The 18,461-nt window shown below is 58.3% G+C and carries 18 protein-coding genes and 1 tRNA gene; 9 read left to right on the plus strand and 10 right to left on the minus strand.

From position 1 onward, the window contains the following. Positions 1-29 precede the first annotated feature (29 nt). The 3 genes from rpsO to ASF29_RS16065 all read left to right on the plus strand — a co-directional run bounded on the left by rpsO (position 30) and on the right by ASF29_RS16065 (position 3,880). A complete protein-coding gene (gene rpsO / locus ASF29_RS16055) occupies positions 30-299 on the plus strand; it encodes a 30S ribosomal protein S15 (RefSeq protein WP_062451642.1) in 270 nt (89 codons plus the stop codon). Between the two features lie 288 nt (positions 300-587). Continuing rightward, positions 588-2,732 carry a polyribonucleotide nucleotidyltransferase gene (gene pnp / locus ASF29_RS16060; protein ID WP_062451643.1) on the plus strand — a complete coding sequence of 715 codons (2,145 nt, stop codon included), beginning with the start codon at positions 588-590 and terminating at the stop codon, positions 2,730-2,732. Positions 2,733-2,860: 128 nt separating this feature from the next. Further along, entirely contained in the window at positions 2,861-3,880 is a 1,020-nt protein-coding gene (locus ASF29_RS16065) for a class I SAM-dependent methyltransferase (protein ID WP_062451644.1), read from the plus strand. 27 nt (positions 3,881-3,907) lie between these two features. Here ASF29_RS16065 and ASF29_RS16070 read toward each other — a convergent pair whose 3' ends face one another. After that, the gene (locus ASF29_RS16070) at positions 3,908-4,852 is read right to left on the minus strand and encodes an AEC family transporter (protein WP_062451645.1); all 945 of its coding nucleotides are present in this window, start codon (positions 4,850-4,852) and stop codon (positions 3,908-3,910) included. Positions 4,853-5,166: 314 nt separating this feature from the next. Here ASF29_RS16070 and ASF29_RS16075 point away from each other — a divergent pair, with 314 nt between their 5' ends. Next, positions 5,167-6,159: an adenosine kinase gene (locus tag ASF29_RS16075; protein WP_062451646.1), complete on the plus strand. Its 993-nt coding sequence runs from the start codon at positions 5,167-5,169 to the stop codon at positions 6,157-6,159. Between the two features lie 8 nt (positions 6,160-6,167). On the opposite strand, the gene ASF29_RS16080 is transcribed toward ASF29_RS16075, so the two are convergent. Next, on the minus strand, positions 6,168-6,704 hold the full coding sequence (locus tag ASF29_RS16080) for an SH3 domain-containing protein (RefSeq protein ID WP_062451710.1): 537 nt from the start codon (positions 6,702-6,704) through the stop codon (positions 6,168-6,170). Between the two features lie 185 nt (positions 6,705-6,889). Here ASF29_RS16080 and ASF29_RS16085 point away from each other — a divergent pair, with 185 nt between their 5' ends. Then, positions 6,890-7,894, plus strand: a complete 1,005-nt coding sequence (locus ASF29_RS16085) for a D-glycerate dehydrogenase (RefSeq protein WP_062451647.1) — start codon at positions 6,890-6,892, stop codon at positions 7,892-7,894. A gap of 5 nt (positions 7,895-7,899) precedes the next feature. Here ASF29_RS16085 and ASF29_RS16090 read toward each other — a convergent pair whose 3' ends face one another. The 7 genes from ASF29_RS16090 to ASF29_RS16120 form a co-directional block, all read right to left on the minus strand. Beyond that, positions 7,900-8,373: a GNAT family N-acetyltransferase gene (locus tag ASF29_RS16090; protein WP_062451648.1), complete on the minus strand. Its 474-nt coding sequence runs from the start codon at positions 8,371-8,373 to the stop codon at positions 7,900-7,902. Continuing rightward, the gene (locus ASF29_RS16095) at positions 8,370-9,131 is read right to left on the minus strand and encodes a molybdopterin-synthase adenylyltransferase MoeB (protein WP_062451649.1); all 762 of its coding nucleotides are present in this window, start codon (positions 9,129-9,131) and stop codon (positions 8,370-8,372) included. Before ASF29_RS16095 ends, ASF29_RS16090 begins: the two co-directional genes overlap by 4 nt. 40 nt (positions 9,132-9,171) lie before the next feature. Further along, positions 9,172-10,296 carry a DNA replication/repair protein RecF gene (gene recF / locus ASF29_RS16100; RefSeq protein ID WP_062451650.1) on the minus strand — a complete coding sequence of 375 codons (1,125 nt, stop codon included), beginning with the start codon at positions 10,294-10,296 and terminating at the stop codon, positions 9,172-9,174. Between the two features lie 191 nt (positions 10,297-10,487). After that, positions 10,488-11,117 (minus strand): nucleoside triphosphate hydrolase, encoded by a 630-nt coding sequence (locus ASF29_RS16105; RefSeq protein ID WP_062451651.1) that lies wholly within the window; start codon positions 11,115-11,117, stop codon positions 10,488-10,490. After that, the gene (locus ASF29_RS16110) at positions 11,114-11,896 is read right to left on the minus strand and encodes an ATP-binding cassette domain-containing protein (RefSeq protein WP_062451711.1); all 783 of its coding nucleotides are present in this window, start codon (positions 11,894-11,896) and stop codon (positions 11,114-11,116) included. The genes ASF29_RS16105 and ASF29_RS16110 overlap by 4 nt, the downstream gene beginning before the upstream one ends. 11 nt (positions 11,897-11,907) lie before the next feature. Then, entirely contained in the window at positions 11,908-12,972 is a 1,065-nt protein-coding gene (locus ASF29_RS16115) for an ABC transporter permease (protein ID WP_062451652.1), read from the minus strand. A 136-nt stretch (positions 12,973-13,108) separates the two neighbouring features. Then, on the minus strand, positions 13,109-14,131 hold the full coding sequence (locus tag ASF29_RS16120) for a sugar ABC transporter substrate-binding protein (RefSeq protein ID WP_062451653.1): 1,023 nt from the start codon (positions 14,129-14,131) through the stop codon (positions 13,109-13,111). A 271-nt stretch (positions 14,132-14,402) separates the two neighbouring features. On the opposite strand from ASF29_RS16120, the gene ASF29_RS16125 reads away from it, so the two are divergent. Then, positions 14,403-15,668 (plus strand): ROK family transcriptional regulator, encoded by a 1,266-nt coding sequence (locus ASF29_RS16125; protein WP_062451654.1) that lies wholly within the window; start codon positions 14,403-14,405, stop codon positions 15,666-15,668. Between the two features lie 79 nt (positions 15,669-15,747). On the opposite strand, the gene ASF29_RS16130 is transcribed toward ASF29_RS16125, so the two are convergent. Further along, a tRNA-Ser gene (locus ASF29_RS16130) sits at positions 15,748-15,837 on the minus strand. A 136-nt stretch (positions 15,838-15,973) separates the two neighbouring features. Between ASF29_RS16130 and ASF29_RS16135 the strand changes: the two genes are divergently transcribed. The 3 genes from ASF29_RS16135 to ASF29_RS16145 all read left to right on the plus strand — a co-directional run bounded on the left by ASF29_RS16135 (position 15,974) and on the right by ASF29_RS16145 (position 18,398). Further along, complete coding sequence (locus ASF29_RS16135; RefSeq protein ID WP_244473573.1) at positions 15,974-16,393, plus strand: hypothetical protein; 420 nt, start codon at positions 15,974-15,976, stop codon at positions 16,391-16,393. A gap of 63 nt (positions 16,394-16,456) precedes the next feature. Next, positions 16,457-17,107 (plus strand): peptide-methionine (S)-S-oxide reductase MsrA, encoded by a 651-nt coding sequence (gene msrA / locus ASF29_RS16140; RefSeq protein WP_062451655.1) that lies wholly within the window; start codon positions 16,457-16,459, stop codon positions 17,105-17,107. Positions 17,108-17,405: 298 nt separating this feature from the next. Continuing rightward, positions 17,406-18,398, plus strand: coding sequence for a BMP family ABC transporter substrate-binding protein (locus ASF29_RS16145; RefSeq protein WP_062451656.1), 993 nt, complete (start codon positions 17,406-17,408; stop codon positions 18,396-18,398). The last annotated feature ends 63 nt before the right edge of the window (positions 18,399-18,461 follow it).

Here is an 18,461-nt window from a genome sequence, read left to right on the forward strand (position 1 = left end):
TTTTTCCTTAAAATAGAAAGGATCGTCCGATGTCGATTACTGCAGAGCGCAAAGCCGCCCTCATCAAGGAATATGCCATCAAGGAAGGTGATACCGGTTCGCCGGAAGTTCAGGTCGCAATTTTGACCGAACGGATCAACAACCTGACAGGCCACTTCAAGGATCACAAGAAGGATAACCACTCTCGTCGTGGCCTTCTGACGCTGGTTTCCAGCCGCCGTTCGCTTCTCGACTACGTCAAGAAGAAGGACGAAAGCCGTTACACCAAGCTGATCACAGCACTCGGCATCCGCCGCTAAAAACTTGATACCGGCGGGTTTCGAAGAGAAATCCCGCCGGTTTTTCTTACACGCAGTCTTTTCAAAGACGCGAAAAGAAGATGGGCCGGATGGGCCGGTGCCGTCTGAAACAAACCGATGACCTGTCATGGGGCAGGATTGCCGGACGCTTTCGCAACAGACCAGCTGTTGCCGCATTTTTCGCGAGAAATGCGCTTTTCAAAGCCTCCCGCTGTCTTGCCCGTGACGTGTTAAAGCCCGCGTGTTTTCCTTTGTTGTGAGAACCGAGGCTACATTTGAGGACAAGATATGTTCAATCAACATTCCGTCGAAATCGAGTGGGCAGGCCGCCCTCTGAGACTTGAGACAGGCAAAGTTGCCCGTCAGGCCGATGGTGCCGTTATCGCAACCTACGGCGAGACGATGGTTCTTGCGACCGTCGTTTCTGCAAAGTCGCCGAAGCCAGGGCAGGACTTCTTCCCGCTGACCGTCAACTACCAGGAAAAGACATACGCAGCCGGTAAAATCCCCGGTGGCTATTTCAAGCGCGAAGGTCGTCCTTCCGAAAAGGAAACCCTGGTTTCCCGCCTGATCGACCGCCCGATCCGCCCGCTGTTTCCTGAAGGCTACAAGAACGACACGCAGGTTGTCGTTACCGTCATTCAGCACGACCTCGAAAACGACCCGGACGTTCTGTCCATGGTTGCCGCTTCCGCAGCCCTGACACTGTCTGGCGTTCCTTTCATGGGGCCCGTCGGTGGCGCACGCGTCGGCTACATCAACGGCGAATATGTTCTGAACCCGCATCTCGACGAGATGGACGAGTCGGTTCTCGACCTCGTCGTTGCCGGTACGCAGGACGCTGTTCTGATGGTCGAGTCCGAAGCCAAGGAACTCAACGAAGAGATCATGCTTGGCGCCGTGATGTTCGGTCACAAGGGCTTCCAGCCTGTTATCGACGCCATCATCAAGCTGGCTGAAGTTGCCGCCAAGGAGCCCCGCGAATTCGAGCCGGAAGATTTCTCCGCTCTCGAAACGGAAATGCTCGGTCTTGCCGAAGCTGAACTGCGCGATGCCTACAAGATCACTGAAAAGGCTGCCCGCTACAACGCGGTTGACACTGTCAAGGCCAAGGTCAAGGCGCACTTCCTGCCGGAAGAAGGCGAAGCCAAGTACACTGCCGAAGTCATCGGCGCTGTCTTCAAGCACCTTCAGGCGAAGATCGTTCGCTGGAACATTCTGGACACCAAGAGCCGCATCGACGGTCGCGATCTGTCCACCGTTCGTCCGATCATCTCTGAAGTCGGCCTTCTGCCACGCACCCACGGTTCGGCGCTGTTCACACGCGGCGAAACCCAGGCCATCGTCGTTGCCACACTCGGCACCGGCGAAGACGAGCAGTATGTCGATAGCCTCACCGGCATGTACAAGGAGCGCTTCCTTCTGCACTACAACTTCCCTCCCTACTCGGTTGGTGAAACAGGCCGCATGGGCTCCCCGGGCCGCCGCGAAATCGGTCACGGCAAGCTGGCATGGCGCGCTATCCGCCCGATGCTGCCATCGGCTGAACAGTTCCCTTACACGCTGCGCGTCGTCTCCGAGATCACCGAGTCCAACGGCTCGTCCTCGATGGCAACCGTCTGCGGCACATCGCTGGCACTGATGGATGCAGGCGTTCCGCTTGCAAAGCCCGTTGCCGGTATTGCCATGGGCCTCATCCTCGAAGGCGAACGCTTCGCCGTTCTGTCCGACATCCTGGGTGACGAAGATCACCTCGGCGATATGGACTTCAAGGTTGCCGGTACTGCTGACGGCATCACCTCGCTGCAGATGGACATCAAGATCGCCGGCATCACCGAAGAGATCATGAAGGTCGCTCTGGAGCAGGCAAAGGGCGGTCGTACGCACATTCTCGGCGAAATGGCCAACGCCATCACCGAGGGACGGTCGCAGCTCGGCGAATTCGCTCCACGCATCGAAGTCATGAACATTCCGGTCGACAAGATCCGTGAAGTCATCGGCTCGGGCGGCAAGGTCATCCGCGAAATCGTCGAAAAGACCGGCGCGAAGATTAACATCGAAGACGACGGCACCGTCAAGATCGCCTCGTCCTCGGGCAAGGAAATCGAAGCGGCCCGCAAGTGGATCCACTCCATCGTTGCTGAGCCTGAAGTCGGCGTGATCTACGAAGGCACGGTCGTCAAGACCGCTGACTTCGGCGCATTCGTCAACTTCTTCGGCGCCCGTGACGGCCTCGTTCACATCTCTCAGCTGGCATCCGACCGTGTTGCCAAGACCTCCGACGTCGTCAAGGAAGGCGACAAGGTTTGGGTCAAGCTGATGGGCTTCGACGAGCGCGGCAAGGTTCGCCTGTCCATGAAGGTTGTCGATCAGGCAACCGGCAAGGAAGTCGTTGCCGAAAAGAAGAGCGAAGGCGACGCTGCTGCCGAATAAGGCCGTCAGCGCTGACCGATATCGAGGCGCGGGGATTTTACCCGCGCCTTTTTTCTATTGTTCTAACGCATTATCCGGACGCAAAACCGCTTCGCACGTTTGCTGGAAATGCTCTTAAGGATGCTCCGATGAGCCGTGACGCTGTCAAAACCCTGTTCCACCCCTTTTCCGCAGATATGCTGGCTGTGCCCAAAGCAGGCGAGCGTGTTTTGTTTCTGGGTGCGGAAGCAGGCGCGCCGCGTCTGGATGGTTTCGAAGCCGAGATCACCGCCGTCCAGAACCTGCGCCCACTCTACCGAGCGCTGCAGGCGCAGGGCGCGCAGGTTACGCCTGACATTTCCGGCGAGGATTACGATGCGGCACTCATCCTGTGCGGCAAGCATCGCGGCGAAAACGAAAACCGTCTGGCTGAAGCGCTGACCCGCGTCAAGGCTGGCGGTCTGATCGTTGCTGCCGGTTCCAAGGAAGACGGCATCGTCACACTCCGCAAGACACTGTCGAAGCTCGGCATCGAAGCCGAATCGACACCGAAATATCACGGCGTGGCCATCTGGTTCGGACGTCCCGAAGATGTCTCGACCACGGTTTCCAAGCTCAAGCAGGACGCCGTCACCATCGAGCGCCGCTTTACCGCCATGCCCGGCATGTTCTCGCATGATCGCATCGATGGCGGTTCCGAGCTTCTGGCATCGCGCCTGCCGACGGATTTCGATGGCAATGCTGCGGATTTCGGCGCTGGCTGGGGTTACCTTTCCATCATGCTCGCTGAGAAGTCTTCGCGCACGGCCCGTATCGACCTGTTCGAAGCAGACTGGAACGCGCTGGAATTTGCCAAGACCAATCTTCTGGAAAACTGCCCGCGCCTGACGACCCGCTTCTTCTGGCAGGATCTAGCCGCAGAGCCGCCAAAGGAAAAATACGACCTCATCATCATGAACCCGCCCTTCCATGCGGGTGGACAGGCAGCCGAACCGGCGCTCGGTCAGGCACTGATCAAGACGGCGGCAACGGCGCTGCGCAGCGGCGGCAAGCTGCTGATGGTCGCCAATCGCGGCCTACCTTACGAAACGATCCTCTCGACAGAATTCCGCAAGAGCGAGGAAGTCTGCCGCAACTCGCGCTTCAAGGTTCTGAGCGCGCAGAAGTAATCAAAAACGGACTTCGGCCTCGGCTGCTCAGTTCAGCAGCCAGGCCCATAGCGATACGCTCAGCACGCCAAACAGGGTGGAAATACTGATCGTGGAGGCGGCAATGCTGTGGCCAATGCCGAAGCGGTTGGCCAATAGCCAGGAATTGATGCCTGTTGGCACGCAGGATGTCAGAACCAGTGCCGCGGTCCAAGCGGGGCTGAGGCCCAGCGCATGGGCCATTAGCCAGACACAGGCTGGCATCAGGATCAGCTTGAAGGCCGTCATCGTAACGGCAATGCGCAGATTGCCGCGAATGGGGTATTTGGTCAGCGCCATGCCGAGAGAAATCAAAGCTGCCGGGCCCGCCATGCTGGCAATCTGATCGATGACAGTCGTCATCACCACCGGCATCGGCAGTCCGATCATGTTGAAGCTCAGGCCAAGCGCCAGCGCGATCACCAGCGGGTTCTGCGCCAGATTGCGGCCAACCTGTTTTAAGACAGCAAGTGCGCTGCGCTTTTCGCCGCCCGTGACCTTATGGGTAGCATTCTCCATCAAAATCGTCCCGGCAATCATCATGATCGGCAGATGGACCACAAGCAGAATGGAGATCGCAACGATCCCGTCGCTGCCGACAGAACGGCCCACCAAGGGCAGGCCGATGAAGATGTTGTTGGCAAAGGCGGATGAAATGCCGGCGATGACGCTGACACGCAAATCCTGCTTGAAGATGTGGCGCGTCATCATCTGCCCCGCCGCCCAGGTAATCGCCACGCCGGTAAAATAGGTCAACCACAGCTTAAACGGCGATGCGCCATGGAAATCCGCTGCGGCCAGCGTGCGGAAAATCAGCGTCGGGACGGCAATCTTGAAGACGAAGTCGCTCAGCACATCGCCCGCTTCCGCTTTGAAAAGCTTTGCTTTGACGGTCAGCCAGCCGATGAGGATGAGAAGGAAGATCGGCGCGACATTAACGGCGACAGCATACATTGCGGGGAGACTTTCGCGGGCCTGAGACGCTTTCGGTCTAACGCATCTATCGGGACCGAACAACGCTAACCGCGTCCACAAAAGAAAAAAGCGAGGTCGCCCCGCTTTCATCCGCTTGCCCCACCAGTACATCCGTGATGACGCAATGGGCATTCTATACCAACGCTGCATGACAGACACATGACGCGATCTTTTTTTGTGGCATCGCGGTTCTGTTGCAACCAGCACGCGGTTTTAGCTTTTCTTGTCCGCAGAAATCTTTAAGACCGAGTTCCGGATAACGCATCCGTCGATGCGGTTCGGACAAGAGGCTCATGACAAAATTCGACGTATTGACCGTTGGCAATGCCATCGTGGACATCATCTCCCGTTGCGATGATCGCTTTCTCAACGATAACGCCATCACCAAGGGTGCGATGAACCTGATCGACGCGGAACGCGCCGAACTGCTCTATTCGCTGATGGGCCCGGCTCTGGAAGCCTCCGGCGGCAGCGCTGGCAATACGGCGGCGGGCATTGCCAATTTCGGTGGCCGCGCAGCCTATTTCGGCAAGGTGGCCGAAGATCAGCTCGGCGAGATTTTCCAGCACGATATCCGCGCCCAGGGCGTGCATTTCGAAACCAAGCCGGAAGGCACTTTTCCGCCGACAGCACGCTCGATGATCTTCGTCACCGAAGACGGAGAGCGTTCGATGAACACCTATCTCGGTGCCTGCGTCGATCTTGGTCCAGAGGATGTCGAGCCAGCTGTGGTTGCCGAATCCAAGGTCACCTATTTCGAAGGTTATCTGTGGGATCCGCCACGCGCCAAGGATGCGATCCGCGATTGCGCCCGCATCGCGCACGAAAACGGTCGCGAAGTCTCGATGACATTGTCCGACAGCTTCTGCGTCGGTCGTTACCGCGATGAGTTTCTCGAGCTGATGCGCTCCGGCACCGTCGATATCGTTTTCGCCAACAAGCAGGAAGCGCTCTCGCTTTACGAGACGGATGACTTCGATCTGGCCCTGACGAAGATCGCGGCCGATTGCAAGATCGCGGCTGTGACCATGAGCGAAGAAGGCGCCACTATCGTTCGCGGCACAGAGCGTGTGAAGGTCGAAGCCTACCCGGTTTTCGACGTGGTGGACACGACGGGTGCTGGCGATCTGTTCGCCTCCGGCTTCCTTTATGGCTACACGCAGGGTCGTTCGCTGGAAGACAGCGGCAAGCTCGGCTGCCTGGCCGCCGCTGCCGTCATCCAGCAGGTCGGCCCGCGTCCCATGTCATCGCTGAAGGCGCTGGCCGAAAAGCACGGTCTTGTTTAAAGGCTGGCTTATTTAAAGGCTTCGCCGGGATAGGCACCCCAGATTTCCCCTTGAGAAACCCAGCCGGTCACCTGATCGGCCTGGGCCTTGCACCAATCGCCATTGCACTCGCCAATCCTGATCTGAACGCCCGGCTCCAGCTTGGCAACGACGGATGCGCCCGATTGCGCTTCGCGGCGCATGTTGACGTAGACGTCCTTGCCCTTGCCGCGCATCCATGGGGCCGCGACGGCGGTTCGCTCGCCAGACAGCAGCGCCTGGTTGACCCAGCCTTCGGTGCCATCGGCATCGCGAATACGCCGCCAGTTCTCATATTCCTGAATGATTTCGACAGGCATGCCTGACTTCATGTACATCCAGGACACGGCATAATCCGTGCTTGGCCCGATGCGCATATTGACGCGCCGCGATTTCAGGCTGACGAAGCGTGGCAACGGCAGGCCGCTTGCGCCCTTGGCGGCACCTTGTGCCATCACAGGTGCGCTTGCAGCGTCGAGAAAACCCAGCGACAATGCAATGCAGACAGTAAAGACAATGCTACGCATGCCGGTTTCCGTTCCCTTGCGGTTTGATAATCTTGGGTCGCGAGCGAACCCACCATTTTTGAAGTCGATGACGGCCACATGCGAGATTTGTTTGTCTTCGCCGGTGGGTCTGGTAGAAACGCCCGTGGTGAAAGAAATTATCGCTCTTTTTGGTTAACGACCTCTGAACAAGGTGCCATCGGACAATGACGAATAAAAAGAGACCGACCGTCTATTTGACACGCAAATTGCCGGATCTGGTCGAAACCCGCATGCGAGAGCTGTTCGACGCGGAACTGAACATTGAAGATGCTCCCCGCTCCAAGGCCGAGCTGATTGCGGCCATGCAAAAAGTCGACGTGCTGGTGCCCACCGTCACAGACCGCATCACCGCCGAGATGATCGAGCAGGCAGGCCCGCAACTGAAGCTGATTGCCGGTTTTTCCAACGGCATCGACCATATCGATGTGGATGCTGCCGCCCGCAAGGGGATTACGGTCACCAATACGCCCAACGTGCTGACCGAAGACAGCGCCGATATGACCATGGCCCTCGTTCTGGCCGTCCCACGCCGTCTGGTGGAAGGCACGCGAGTCCTCGCCAATGGTTCGGATGAATGGTTGGGCTGGTCGCCCACATGGATGCTGGGGCGGCGTCTTTCGGGCAAGCGCATCGGCATTGTCGGCATGGGCCGCATCGGCACCGCGGTGGCCCGCCGCGCCAAGGCCTTCGGCCTGTCGATCCATTATCACAATCGCAAGCGCGTCAATCCGGCGACGGAAGCAGAACTTGAGGCGACCTATTGGGACAGCCTCGACCAGATGCTCGCCCGCGTCGATATCGTCTCGGTCAATTGCCCCTCGACACCAGCGACCTATCACCTGATTTCCGCCCGTCACTTGGCGCTGATGCAGCCGACGAGCTACATCGTCAACACGGCTCGCGGCGATATCATCGATGAAGCGGCGCTGATCCGCTGCCTGATGGATGGCAAGATTGCCGGTGCGGGTCTGGATGTTTTCGAGAACGAACCGGTCGTCAATCCCAAGCTCATCAAGCTCGCCAAAGAGGGCAAGGTCGTCCTCCTGCCGCATATGAGTTCGGCCACCATCGAAGGCCGGATCGACATGGGTGACAAGGTCATCATCAACATCCGCGCCTTTTACGATGGCCACCGTCCACCCAACAGGGTCTTACCGGGCCGCAACTGAAAAGCTTAATCGAGGTGCTTGGTCATTTCGATAGAGGTCGTGCGGCTATAACCCGGATGGGAATTTTCAGCGGTCTTGGTGAAACCCCAGGATGAGAAGCGCTGGTGATTTCCCACAAGCTCGATGCGCGTTTCGAGCCTAAGCGCTGGCAGTCCAAGGCCATGGGCGGTCTCTTCCGCTATGCGCAACAGTGCGGAGCCCACACCTTTGCCCTGCGCCGAAGGCGAAACGGCCAGCTTGCCGACATAAAGGCTCGCCGCTTCCGGCTTGCAGAAAATACATCCCATCAACTCGCGGCCATCGAGCGCAACAAAGGCGATTTCGTCTTTGGCTTTCTGCGCTAGGCTGTCCAATGTCAGCCTGTGCGCGGAAGACGGCGGGTCGATGACGCCATCCATATAGGCAAAGGACGACAGGATCAGCGCCAGCAGTTCCTCGAACTGTTCGAAGCTTTCGTCTATCCTGACGATCTCGATCATGATCGCTCCTGTCTGCGCTTGTAGCGAACCGTATCGAAACGCGCCGCCAGCGCATCATATAGCAGCAGCCGCCCGATCAATGGTTCGCCGGTCTGGGTGATCAGCTTGATCGCCTCCATCGCCATGATCGTGCCGATGACGCCGGTCAGCGCTCCGACAATGCCGGTTTCGGCGCAGGATGGAACGACGCCCTCCGGCGGCGGCGCGGGGAAAAGGTCGCGGTAGTCGGGCAACAACGCGCCATCCGGCCCGGTCTCATAGGGTTTCAGCACCGTCACGGAACCATCGAACCGGCCCACGGCCCCCGTCACCAGTGGCACCTTTGCCGTTTCCGCCGCATCGGCCGCCGCATAACGCGTGTCGAAATTGTCGGAGCCATCGATGACCAGATCGAAACCCTTGAGGTAGTCATGCGCCCAGACGACCGAGAAACGTTCTTCAAAATGCAGCGTTCGCACATGCGGGTTCAGCCGTGCAATGGAGCGGCGTGCGCTTTCGGTCTTCTGCTCGCCGATGCTGCCGGTATCGTGAATGACCTGCCGCTGGAGGTTGGACAGCGACACCACATCGTCATCGATCATGCCAAGCGTGCCGACGCCCGCCGCCGCCAGGTAATAGAGAACAGGCGCACCAAGACCACCCGCGCCGATAACCAGCACCTTGGCCGCCTTCAGGCGCTGCTGGCCCGCACCGCCGATTTCCGGCAGCAGAATATGGCGCTTGTAACGTTCGATTTCCTCTGGCGTCAGGGGATCCAAAGTGGTGTCTCCAGTCATGATCAACTGGATTTAAGCACTATCACCCGACGCTGCCATGGGAAACATTGAAAAACTGCGCCCGGTCACCCAGACCTGCAAACATGGAGGCATCCGTGCCAGTCATGAAGCTTTGCCCGCCCAGCGCGTGGATGAGATCGAACAAAGCGGCGCGTCTGCCCTCATCCAGATGGGCGGCGATTTCGTCCAGCAGCAGAACCGGCGCATAGCCCGTCATATTGGCGGTCAGCTGCGCATGGGCCAGAACCAGCCCGACAAGCAGCGCCTTCTGCTCACCGGTCGAACAACGCCCCGCATCCATGTCCTTTTCCGCATGGCGCACGAAGAGATTGGCGCGGTGCGGGCCATCCAGTGTGCGCCCGGCGGCAGCATCGCGGTAGCGATTGTCCTTCAAGGTCGCGAGATATTCGTCTTCCAGATCGACAGCCGGACGGTGAAACTCGCCATCCATGAAACCGGAGAGCGTCAGCAAAGCCGTCGGAAAATTCGCATCATTGCTGCGGCTGTCGATCAGCGCTTTCAGAAGGCCCAGCATTTCATGACGCGCAACCGCCATGGAAATCCCCAGTTCCGCCATCTGCTTTTCGATGCCCTCCAGCCAGACCGGATCGAAGCGGCCATCAGACAGGAGACGATTGCGCCCGCGCATCGCCTTTTCGAAATCACTCGCCCTTCGCCCGTGGCTGGGGTCCAGCGACAGAACCAGCCGGTCGAGAAAGCGGCGGCGGTCGGATGAGGAGCCGGTGAACAGGCCATCCATGGCCGGTGTCAGCCACAACACGCGAAGATGGTCGGTCAGTTCATCGACGGATTTGACCGATGTCCCGTTCAACCGCAGGCGTCGTGACAGCGCCTCGCCTTCACCCTCGACACCGGTGCCGATGGCAACCTCGCCATCCATGCCGTTAACCTCGGCAAAAATGGAGAAGCCCACACTCTCGGCGCCAACCCGCGTCACATCGGAAAGTGTCGCCCGCCGCAGCCCGCGCCCCGGCGACAGAAAGGAGACGGCTTCCAGCAGATTGGTCTTGCCCGATCCATTGTCGCCCGTCAGCACCACATGGCGCGCATCGAGGCGCAGGGCAACCTCCGCATAATTGCGAAACTCGCTCAGTTTCAGCCGGGAAAGGAAAACCTTGGCAGTCATGCCGCATCCAGAATCGTCATGGGATCATGACCTACAACATGCGACCGAAAATCGAAATGGATTTTGAGAAAAAGCGATACCCGATCTCCCTCATTCCTGTGCTCGTCACACGAATCCAGTCGTCGCGCGTCTGCGTGACGCAGAGAGCCTTTCAGCACAGGTGTTGGATCAGCTGGATACGGTGGAAAGAACTATTCCCAGATATCGATGCTGATATCCGCGCCCACGGAGTTTTCGACCACGCGTTTGCCGTTCGGCAGATCGTTCTCGTAAAGCTTGGCATGGATGCCCGCTTCATCAAGCCCGTATCCAACCCAGCGATCCCGCAGCCGCTGTTCCAGAACCTCCACCGATGGGCCGACGAAGATTGAAAAATCGAAACTGTTTTTCAGCCGCGCCCATGGCTCTTCATTGAGGAGGAGATAATTGCCTTCCGCCAGAATGAAGCGTGTATCAGGCGAAATCGCGCGTGCCGAGGCAATGGCAATCTCCCGTGAACGGTCGAACACAGGTACCAGCACTTCCTGATCCGCCTTGCGGACGGCGGCGACAATGTCGGAGAAACCGCGCACATCGAAGGTTTCCGGCGCACCCTTGCGGGCCAGCAAGCCGCGATGTTGCAGAATGCCATTGTCCATATGAAAGCCGTCCATCGGCAGGACTTCGGCTTTTTCACCACGGCTGGTCAGTTCGTCCCGCAGCGAATCGGCCAGAGTAGACTTGCCGGCCCCAGGGGGACCGGCAATGGCAACAATGAAGCGGGGATTGTCTGACGCACGCGCGACGATGTCGTCAGCCATCGCATCCAGTGTCATGGTCATGCGGCAAGCGTCTCTCTTGGCGGCTCCTTGGCGCCCGTCATGAAGGCCACCGCATCCGACATCGTATATTCCTTCGGATTGATGACGCAGAGACGCTTCCCAAGCCGGTGAATATGGATACGGTCCGCCACTTCAAACACATGCGGCATGTTGTGCGAAATCAGCACGATGGGCAGACCGCGAGAGCGGACGTCCAGAATAAGCTCCAGCACGCGTCGGCTTTCCTTCACACCAAGCGCTGCCGTCGGCTCGTCCAAAATGACGACCTTGGAACCGAAGGCCGCCGCGCGTGCCACGGCCACACCCTGACGCTGACCACCAGATAGCGTTTCCACCGACTGGTTGATGTTCTGAATGGTCATCAGGCCCAGTTCGGACAGCTTGTTGCGGGCAAACTTGTCCATGGCGGCATGGTCGAGCTTGCGCAGCACAGAGCCCATGAAGCCCGGTTTCCTCAGCTCACGCCCCAGAAACATATTGTCGGTGATCGACAGGGCAGGGGACAGAGCAAGGTTCTGATAGACCGTCTCGATGCCAGCGTCGCGGGCTTCGAGCGGAGTCTTGAACTGCACCGGCTTGCCATCCAGCCTGATCTCGCCTTCGTCAGGGCGGATCGCGCCTGAGAGAGCCTTGATCAGGGAGGACTTGCCAGCACCATTATCGCCGATGACGGCAAGGATTTCGCCCGGATAGAGATCGAAATCCGCATGGTCGAGGGCTGTCACGCGGCCATAGCGCTTGACGAGGCCGTGGGCGGAAAGAATGGGTTGCTTGGTCATATCAACAGTCATCACACGCCTGCCTTTCTGATCCATTGGTCAATTGCAACGGCGGCGATGATGAGCCAACCAGTCAGCATGACCTTCCATTGCGGGTCGGCACCCAGCATGTTGAGACCCATGGAAACAACACCCACGAGCATGGCACCGAACAACGTTCCCAGAATGGAGCCACGTCCGCCAAACAGCGAGATGCCGCCGATAACAGTCGCCGTAATGGCCTGAAGGTTATAGTCGGTCACCGCAGCAGAGGGCGAGATGGAGCCGTTACGGCCAATCGCAACCCAGGCCGCGAAGGCGGCGATAACGCCTGCGACGGTATAGACGCTCAACAGAACCTTGCGGGTCTGGATACCAGAAAGCTTTGCCGCTTCCGGATCGTCACCCACGGCATAGACGTGGCGACCCCAGGCCGTGTGGTTGAGAATATACCAGAGCAGAGCGACCAGCAGCACCATGGCGATGACGCCGAGCGTGAAGATGGCAGTACCGATGCGGAAGTTGGTGGCGAAAATCTGGAGAAGCGGTGCGTTTTGCGAAACATCGGCATCGCGGATCGTCTGGTTCGCTGAATAGATGAAATTCGTCGCCATGACGATATTCCACGATCCGAGCGTGACGATGAAGGGCGGTAACTTGACGACGGCTACCAGAAAGCCGTTGAATAGACCGCACAGCCCGCCAACCACGAAACCGGCCAGAACCGCAATTCCGCTTGGCAGCCCGTAGGTCACGGCCACATTGCCCATCACCACGGATGAAATTACCATCACAACACCAATCGAAAGATCGATACCGGCGGTGAGGATGATCAGCGTCTGCGCAGAGCCCAGAATACCGACCACGGCGATCTGCTGCAGGATCAGCGTCAGCGTATAGGATGAAAAGAAACGCCCGCCTATGGTCAGGCCGAAGATGGCGACAGACAGGATCAGCACGATCAGCGGCACCGCCGCCGGGGTCGAGTGCAGGAAATGCTGCGCGCGTTTAAGGGGTGAAATTTTCTGGTGTTCGAACGACGCGACATTTTTGTCGCTGCCGTCAAGCACCTGCTCGAATTCCTGTATACCGCTCATGGTTTCTCCTCCCGCTCGCCAGCCCAAGCCATCCAAGGCGCCCGATCTTTAGCCGGATAATCTGACAGCGAAATCTTCTGGGCGAAACCGGCCGGAACATCGTTCCGACCGGTATGGGTTTATCGAAGGGTGGGGATCAGCCCCAGCACTTGGCCAGGCCTTCCTTGACGCTGATCGAAGGCACGCCGGAAACCGGCTTGTCGGTGACGAGCGATACGCCTGTGTCGAAGAAGGACTTGCCTTCAGTCGGCTTTGGCTTTTCGCCGGTGTCAGCGAACTTCTTTATCGCTTCTACGCCGAGAGCTGCCATCATCAGCGGGTACTGCTGCGATGTCGCGCCGATCACGCCTTCCTGAACCGATTTCACGCCTGGGCAACCGCCGTCAACGGAAACGATCAGCACGTTCTTTTCCATGCCGACGGCCTTCAGGGCCTGATAGGCACCAACTGCAGCAGGTTCGTTGATCGTGTGGATGACGTTGATGCCCGGATCCTTCTGGAGAAGGTTTTCCATGGCCTTGCGGCCGCCTTCTTCATTGCCGTTGGTCACGTCATGGCCAACGATGCGCGGATCGACTTCATCGCCAATCTTGGTCGGGTCCTTCGGGTCGATGCCGAAGCCGATCATGAAGCCCTGGTCGCGCAGAACGTCGACGCTCGGCTGGTCAGGTGTCAGGTCGAGGAAGCCGACCTTGGCATCCTTGGCCTTGTCGCCCATCGTACCCTTGGCCCATTCGCCGATCAGCTTGCCAGCCAACAGGTTGTCGGTAGCAAAGGTCGCATCAGCAGAATCGACCGGGTCGAGCGGTGTATCGAGAGCGATCACGAGAACGCCTGCGTCACGCGCCTTCTTGATGGTCGGAACGATGCCCTTGGTGTCGGATGCGGTGATCAGAATGCCCTTTGCGCCATCGGCGATGCAGGATTCGATGGCGGCAACCTGACTTTCGGAATCGCCGTCGATCTTACCGGCATAGGACTTCAGCGTCACGCCGACTTCCTTGGCCTTGGCGGTCGCGCCTTCCTTCATCTTGACGAAGAAGGGGTTGGTATCTGTCTTGGTGATGAGGCAAACCGACGTATCGGCGGCAGATGCCACGGATGCAAAAGAAACGCCAAGCGCAAGCGCGCCGAGAAAGGCGGAAACGGTGCTTTTCATGTAGTCCTCCCAGTGATGAGACAAGTGCTTCTTGTGAAGCGACTGTTGCGGCCCTTCTCCTCCAAGATCGGGTGCCACTGCCGCAGATGGAAACACCAAATGAAGAAAGTGTCAATAAATAAATCCAATTGAATTATTAATTCCTTGTGGCATCTTATGAATTCCGCAATCGCTGGGAATGTGGTGGGAGGACACCGCTTTTCCCGGACTTCGTGCTTGCGGAGCATAGGTCCAGACGGCATAGACGTCGCTGGCCGGGGAGGAAATGCGAATGACACGCTCAGCGGAGCCGATACAGCACGCGGCAGCAAATGCGCCGGATTTGAGTGGCGGCGCCAACCAGGTTCGCGTTCGCGCCTATAACGAGCGCCTCGTTTTGTCGCTGGTGCGACGCCACAGCGGCCTTTCAAAAGCAGAAATTGCCCGCAGAAGCGGCCTCTCGGCCCAAACCGTGTCCGTCATCATGCGCTCGCTGGAAAATGACGGGCTTCTCATCCGGGGTGAGCCCCTGCGCGGAAAAGTAGGTCAGCCCTCGACACCCATGCGGCTCAATCCAGACGCTGTCTTTTCCTTCGGTGTGAAAATCGGGCGCCGCAGCGTCGATCTTGTCCTGATGGATTTCGTCGGTCGCATCCGGCTCAAGCTTCGCAACACCTACCCCTATCCCATGCCCGAATGGATATTGCCCTTCGTCATCGATGGCATTGCCGAACTGGAAGAGCGCCTGACGCCGAGCGAACGGCAAAGGATTGCCGGCATCGGCGTCGCCGCCCCCTTCGAACTCTGGAGCTGGGCGCAGGAAGTTGGCGCGCCGCAAAAGGAAATGGACCGCTGGCGCGGCGTCGATCTGCGGGCCGAAATTGCCGGGCAGGTCAATTATCCGGTCTTCCTTCAGAACGATGCGACCAGTGCCTGCGGTGCAGAACTTGTCTTCGGTGTCGGCCAGAACTCCCCGGATTTTCTCTATGTCTTTATCGGCTCCTTCATCGGCGGCGGCGTAGTATTGAACTCCGCCCTTTTCTCGGGCCGCACGGGTGCCGCCGGTGCCATTGGCCCGCTGCCGGTTCAGGGCCGGGATGGATCGACGGTCCAATTGCTCAAGATTGCATCCATCTTCGTGCTCGAAGACATGCTGCGCGAAAGCAATATCGATCCCAAGCCCCTGTGGTTTTCGCCGGATGACTGGGTGGATTTCGGAGAGCCGCTGGAGCGCTGGATACAGAACACCGCCGCCGCACTCGCACAAGCCGTCGTCGCCGCCGCCTCCATCATCGACTTCGCCTCCGTCATCATCGATGGCGGCTTCCCCAACTGGGTCCGCGCCCGTATCACCGCCGCCACCCGCAAAGCCCTTGACCTGCACGACCTCCAAGGCGTCGTCGTCCCCGAAATCCTCGAAGGCGCCGTCGGCAGCCAGGCCCGCGCCATCGGCGGTGCAAGCCTGCCGCTGTTTTCCAGGTATCTGCTGGATCAGAACGTGCTTTTCAAGGAAACAGCGGGATTTGCTGAACAGAATAATGCGCGTGTTTCGCAGTGAATGTTGAGAGGTTTCGTGCAGACGAGAGAACGTTTGCGCTAGTCTCATTCGGAAAACGGATGGTTATTGGAACAAAGGATGGCGGACAGGGTGGGATTCGAACCCACGGTACGCTTTCACGCACACACGCGTTCCAGGCGTGCGCCTTAAACCACTCGGCCACCTGTCCGTCTAAACGTCTGCATGTTTGGGAAAACTGCAAATCACTGGAACGGCGCGATATATACCGATGAATTCGCGGGGATCAACCCGCATTTGACAGTTTTTTTAATTGAGAGCCAATTCATTGCCATGGCTCGATTGCAATGCTTGGCCCGCCGCTCTATCCCAAGGCAGGAAACGGGCGCACGAAGCGCACACCAGATCGTGGTCCTGTACCCGGCATGTCCGTGGGGGAAGGTTCTCTAGTGAAAGCGATATTACGGTTTATCAGCTTCTTGTTTCTGGCTGCAGCGGTCGGCGTCGGTGCGTTGGATTCGATCCGCTCGGTCGCTACGTCATCGGTCGACCTGATGAGCGCCCGGGATGTCTGGTCTTCGTATTTTCCGTCATCGCTTGCCATGGCAGAAGGCATGACGGCACACTATATTCATCCCGAAGCGTGGCGTTGGGTCGAAAACGGCCTGTCTGCGGTTCCTGCTTTTGCTGTTCTTCTGGCCCTTTCGCTGTTGTTCTGGATGGCCGGTTACAAGAAGCCAAGAGTTTTGGGCCGCTTTTCCGCTTGATGCGGTCTTCGTCACATCCATGCACAACCAGATGAGCGCCTTACATGGCGCGAGGAGAATGCAATGTTCGGATTTGATGCCCTGTCCAAAAAAACGGTGATGCCGACGCCGCAGACCGCATTTCCCGGCCGCGACGAGCCCGTCTCCGTACCGGAACACCACTTTGTCAACGGCAACGCCATCAAAGGCCCCTATCCTGATCACACGGAAACGATCTATCTCGGCATGGGATGTTTCTGGGGTGCGGAGCGCCTCTTCTGGCAGACGCCGGGCGTATGGGTCACTGCTGTGGGCTACTCGGGCGGCATCACCCGCAATCCACACTATCAGGAAACCACCACCGGGCTGACCGGCCATGCCGAGGTTGTGAAGGTCGTCTACGATCCTGCCAAAGTCTCTCTGGCGGCTTTGCTTAAGACATTCTTCGAAGAGCATGATCCGACGCAGGGCATGCGTCAGGGCAATGATGTCGGCACCACCTACCGCTCCGTCATCTACACCACCAGTGACGCACAGCTGGCGGAAGCCAGGGCCGCCCGCGATACGTTCCAAGAAGCCCTGAAGGCTGCCGGACATCGCCCCGAGATCACCACGGAAATCGAGCCGCTGGATATCTTCTATTATGCTGAAGACTATCATCAGCAGTATCTGGCAAAGAATCCCGGTGGTTATTGCGGACTGCGCGGCACGGGCGTAAGCTGCAATATTGGATAAAGTTTGCGGGACGCCTGCTCGTGACATCACAAAGCCCGGCGATATCGGATCTTCGCCGGGCTTTGTTTTTGCTCGTTGTTTTAGCAAGTTGCCTGCGCAGAATAGCCCAATTTGCCGCAAAAACTCGCAGTTAAGGGTTTTTCCACCGGGTCAAAAAAACCGGGTGAATTTTTCTTGCAGGCGTGCAAGGATATCCTTACGCACAGTCAAAAGACTGGCAGTTCCGCAGACATGCTCAAAATTCGGGCTTGCGGGAGGACCCTTTTAAAAAACCAAACTGCAACAACAGGGCTGCACAATGAAAAAATCCCTTCTGACGCTTTTCGCGCTGGCCGCGATGTCGGCTTCCGCTTTGGCTGCGGATATCAAGCCTGCGCTGGTCTATGGCACGGGCGGCAAATTCGACAAATCGTTCAACGAAGCTGCTGCCGCAGGCGCCGAGAAGTTCAAGGCCGAGACGGGCACCGAATACCGCGATTTCGAGCCGACCAGCGACACGCAGGGTGAACAGGCCATTCGCAACTTTGCAAGCCGTGGCTTCAACCCGGTTGTTGCCGTTTCCTTCGCCTGGACCTCGGCCATGGAAAAGGTTGCTGCAGAATTCCCGGACACGAAGTTCGTCATCGTTGATTCCGTTGTTGAACTGCCGAATGTGCGCTCGGTCGTTTACAAGGAAGAAGAAGGTTCCTACCTCGTCGGTCTTTTGGCCGGCATGGCATCCAAGACCGGTAAGGTCGGCTTCATCGGCGGCATGGACATTCCGTTGATCCGCAAGTTCGCCTGCGGTTACGCACAGGGCGCCAAGGCTGCCAATGACAAGATCGAAGTCTTCCAGAACATGACCGGCACGACCGGCGCTGCCTGGAACGACCCGGTTCGCGGTGGCGAGCTGACCAAGAACCAGATCGACCAGGGCGCGGACGTGATTTACGCGGCAGCCGGTGCGACGGGCCTCGGCGTTCTCCAGACCGCAGCCGACAACAAGAAATTCTCCATCGGCGTGGATAGCAACCAGAACCACCTGCATCCGGGCTCCGTGCTGACCTCCATGGTCAAGCGCGTCGATCTGGCCGTTTACAACGCATTCAAGGACACCAAGGACGACAAGTTCACCGGTGGCGTCACGTCTCTCGGCGTGAAGGAAGATGGCGTTGCTTACGCGCTTGACGACAACAACAAGGCGCTGATCACGCCGGAAATGACGGCTGCTGTCGATAAGGCAAAGGCTGACATCATCGCTGGCACGGTCAAGGTTCACGACTATATGTCGGACAATTCTTGCCCAAAGTGATGTGATTTTTCGGATCAGGGCGCATCGCGTATTCCGCGCTGCGCCCTTTTCATATCCAGCTCC

Source organism: Rhizobium sp. Leaf262, assembly GCF_001422245.1.
Taxonomy (GTDB): Bacteria; Pseudomonadota; Alphaproteobacteria; order Rhizobiales; family Rhizobiaceae; genus Agrobacterium.

What these genes read in the sequence shown, in the direction of transcription:
- ASF29_RS16065 (WP_062451644.1), top strand. Translation starts at nt 2,861, where the DNA reads ATGAGCCGTGACGCTGTCAAAACCCTGTTCCACCCCTTTTCCGCAGAT.
- ASF29_RS16075 (WP_062451646.1), top strand. Translation starts at nt 5,167, where the DNA reads ATGACAAAATTCGACGTATTGACCGTTGGCAATGCCATCGTGGACATC.
- ASF29_RS16085 (WP_062451647.1), top strand. Translation starts at nt 6,890, where the DNA reads ATGACGAATAAAAAGAGACCGACCGTCTATTTGACACGCAAATTGCCG.
- ASF29_RS16135 (WP_244473573.1), top strand. Translation starts at nt 15,974, where the DNA reads ATGCTTGGCCCGCCGCTCTATCCCAAGGCAGGAAACGGGCGCACGAAG.
- ASF29_RS16120 (WP_062451653.1), bottom strand. Translation starts at nt 14,131, where the DNA reads ATGAAAAGCACCGTTTCCGCCTTTCTCGGCGCGCTTGCGCTTGGCGTT.
- recF (WP_062451650.1), bottom strand. Translation starts at nt 10,296, where the DNA reads ATGACTGCCAAGGTTTTCCTTTCCCGGCTGAAACTGAGCGAGTTTCGC.
- pnp (WP_062451643.1), top strand. Translation starts at nt 588, where the DNA reads ATGTTCAATCAACATTCCGTCGAAATCGAGTGGGCAGGCCGCCCTCTG.
- ASF29_RS16080 (WP_062451710.1), bottom strand. Translation starts at nt 6,704, where the DNA reads ATGCGTAGCATTGTCTTTACTGTCTGCATTGCATTGTCGCTGGGTTTT.
- ASF29_RS16125 (WP_062451654.1), top strand. Translation starts at nt 14,403, where the DNA reads ATGACACGCTCAGCGGAGCCGATACAGCACGCGGCAGCAAATGCGCCG.
- ASF29_RS16090 (WP_062451648.1), bottom strand. Translation starts at nt 8,373, where the DNA reads ATGATCGAGATCGTCAGGATAGACGAAAGCTTCGAACAGTTCGAGGAA.
- msrA (WP_062451655.1), top strand. Translation starts at nt 16,457, where the DNA reads ATGTTCGGATTTGATGCCCTGTCCAAAAAAACGGTGATGCCGACGCCG.
- rpsO (WP_062451642.1), top strand. Translation starts at nt 30, where the DNA reads ATGTCGATTACTGCAGAGCGCAAAGCCGCCCTCATCAAGGAATATGCC.
- ASF29_RS16115 (WP_062451652.1), bottom strand. Translation starts at nt 12,972, where the DNA reads ATGAGCGGTATACAGGAATTCGAGCAGGTGCTTGACGGCAGCGACAAA.
- ASF29_RS16145 (WP_062451656.1), top strand. Translation starts at nt 17,406, where the DNA reads ATGAAAAAATCCCTTCTGACGCTTTTCGCGCTGGCCGCGATGTCGGCT.
- ASF29_RS16070 (WP_062451645.1), bottom strand. Translation starts at nt 4,852, where the DNA reads ATGTATGCTGTCGCCGTTAATGTCGCGCCGATCTTCCTTCTCATCCTC.
- ASF29_RS16105 (WP_062451651.1), bottom strand. Translation starts at nt 11,117, where the DNA reads ATGACCATGACACTGGATGCGATGGCTGACGACATCGTCGCGCGTGCG.
- ASF29_RS16110 (WP_062451711.1), bottom strand. Translation starts at nt 11,896, where the DNA reads ATGACCAAGCAACCCATTCTTTCCGCCCACGGCCTCGTCAAGCGCTAT.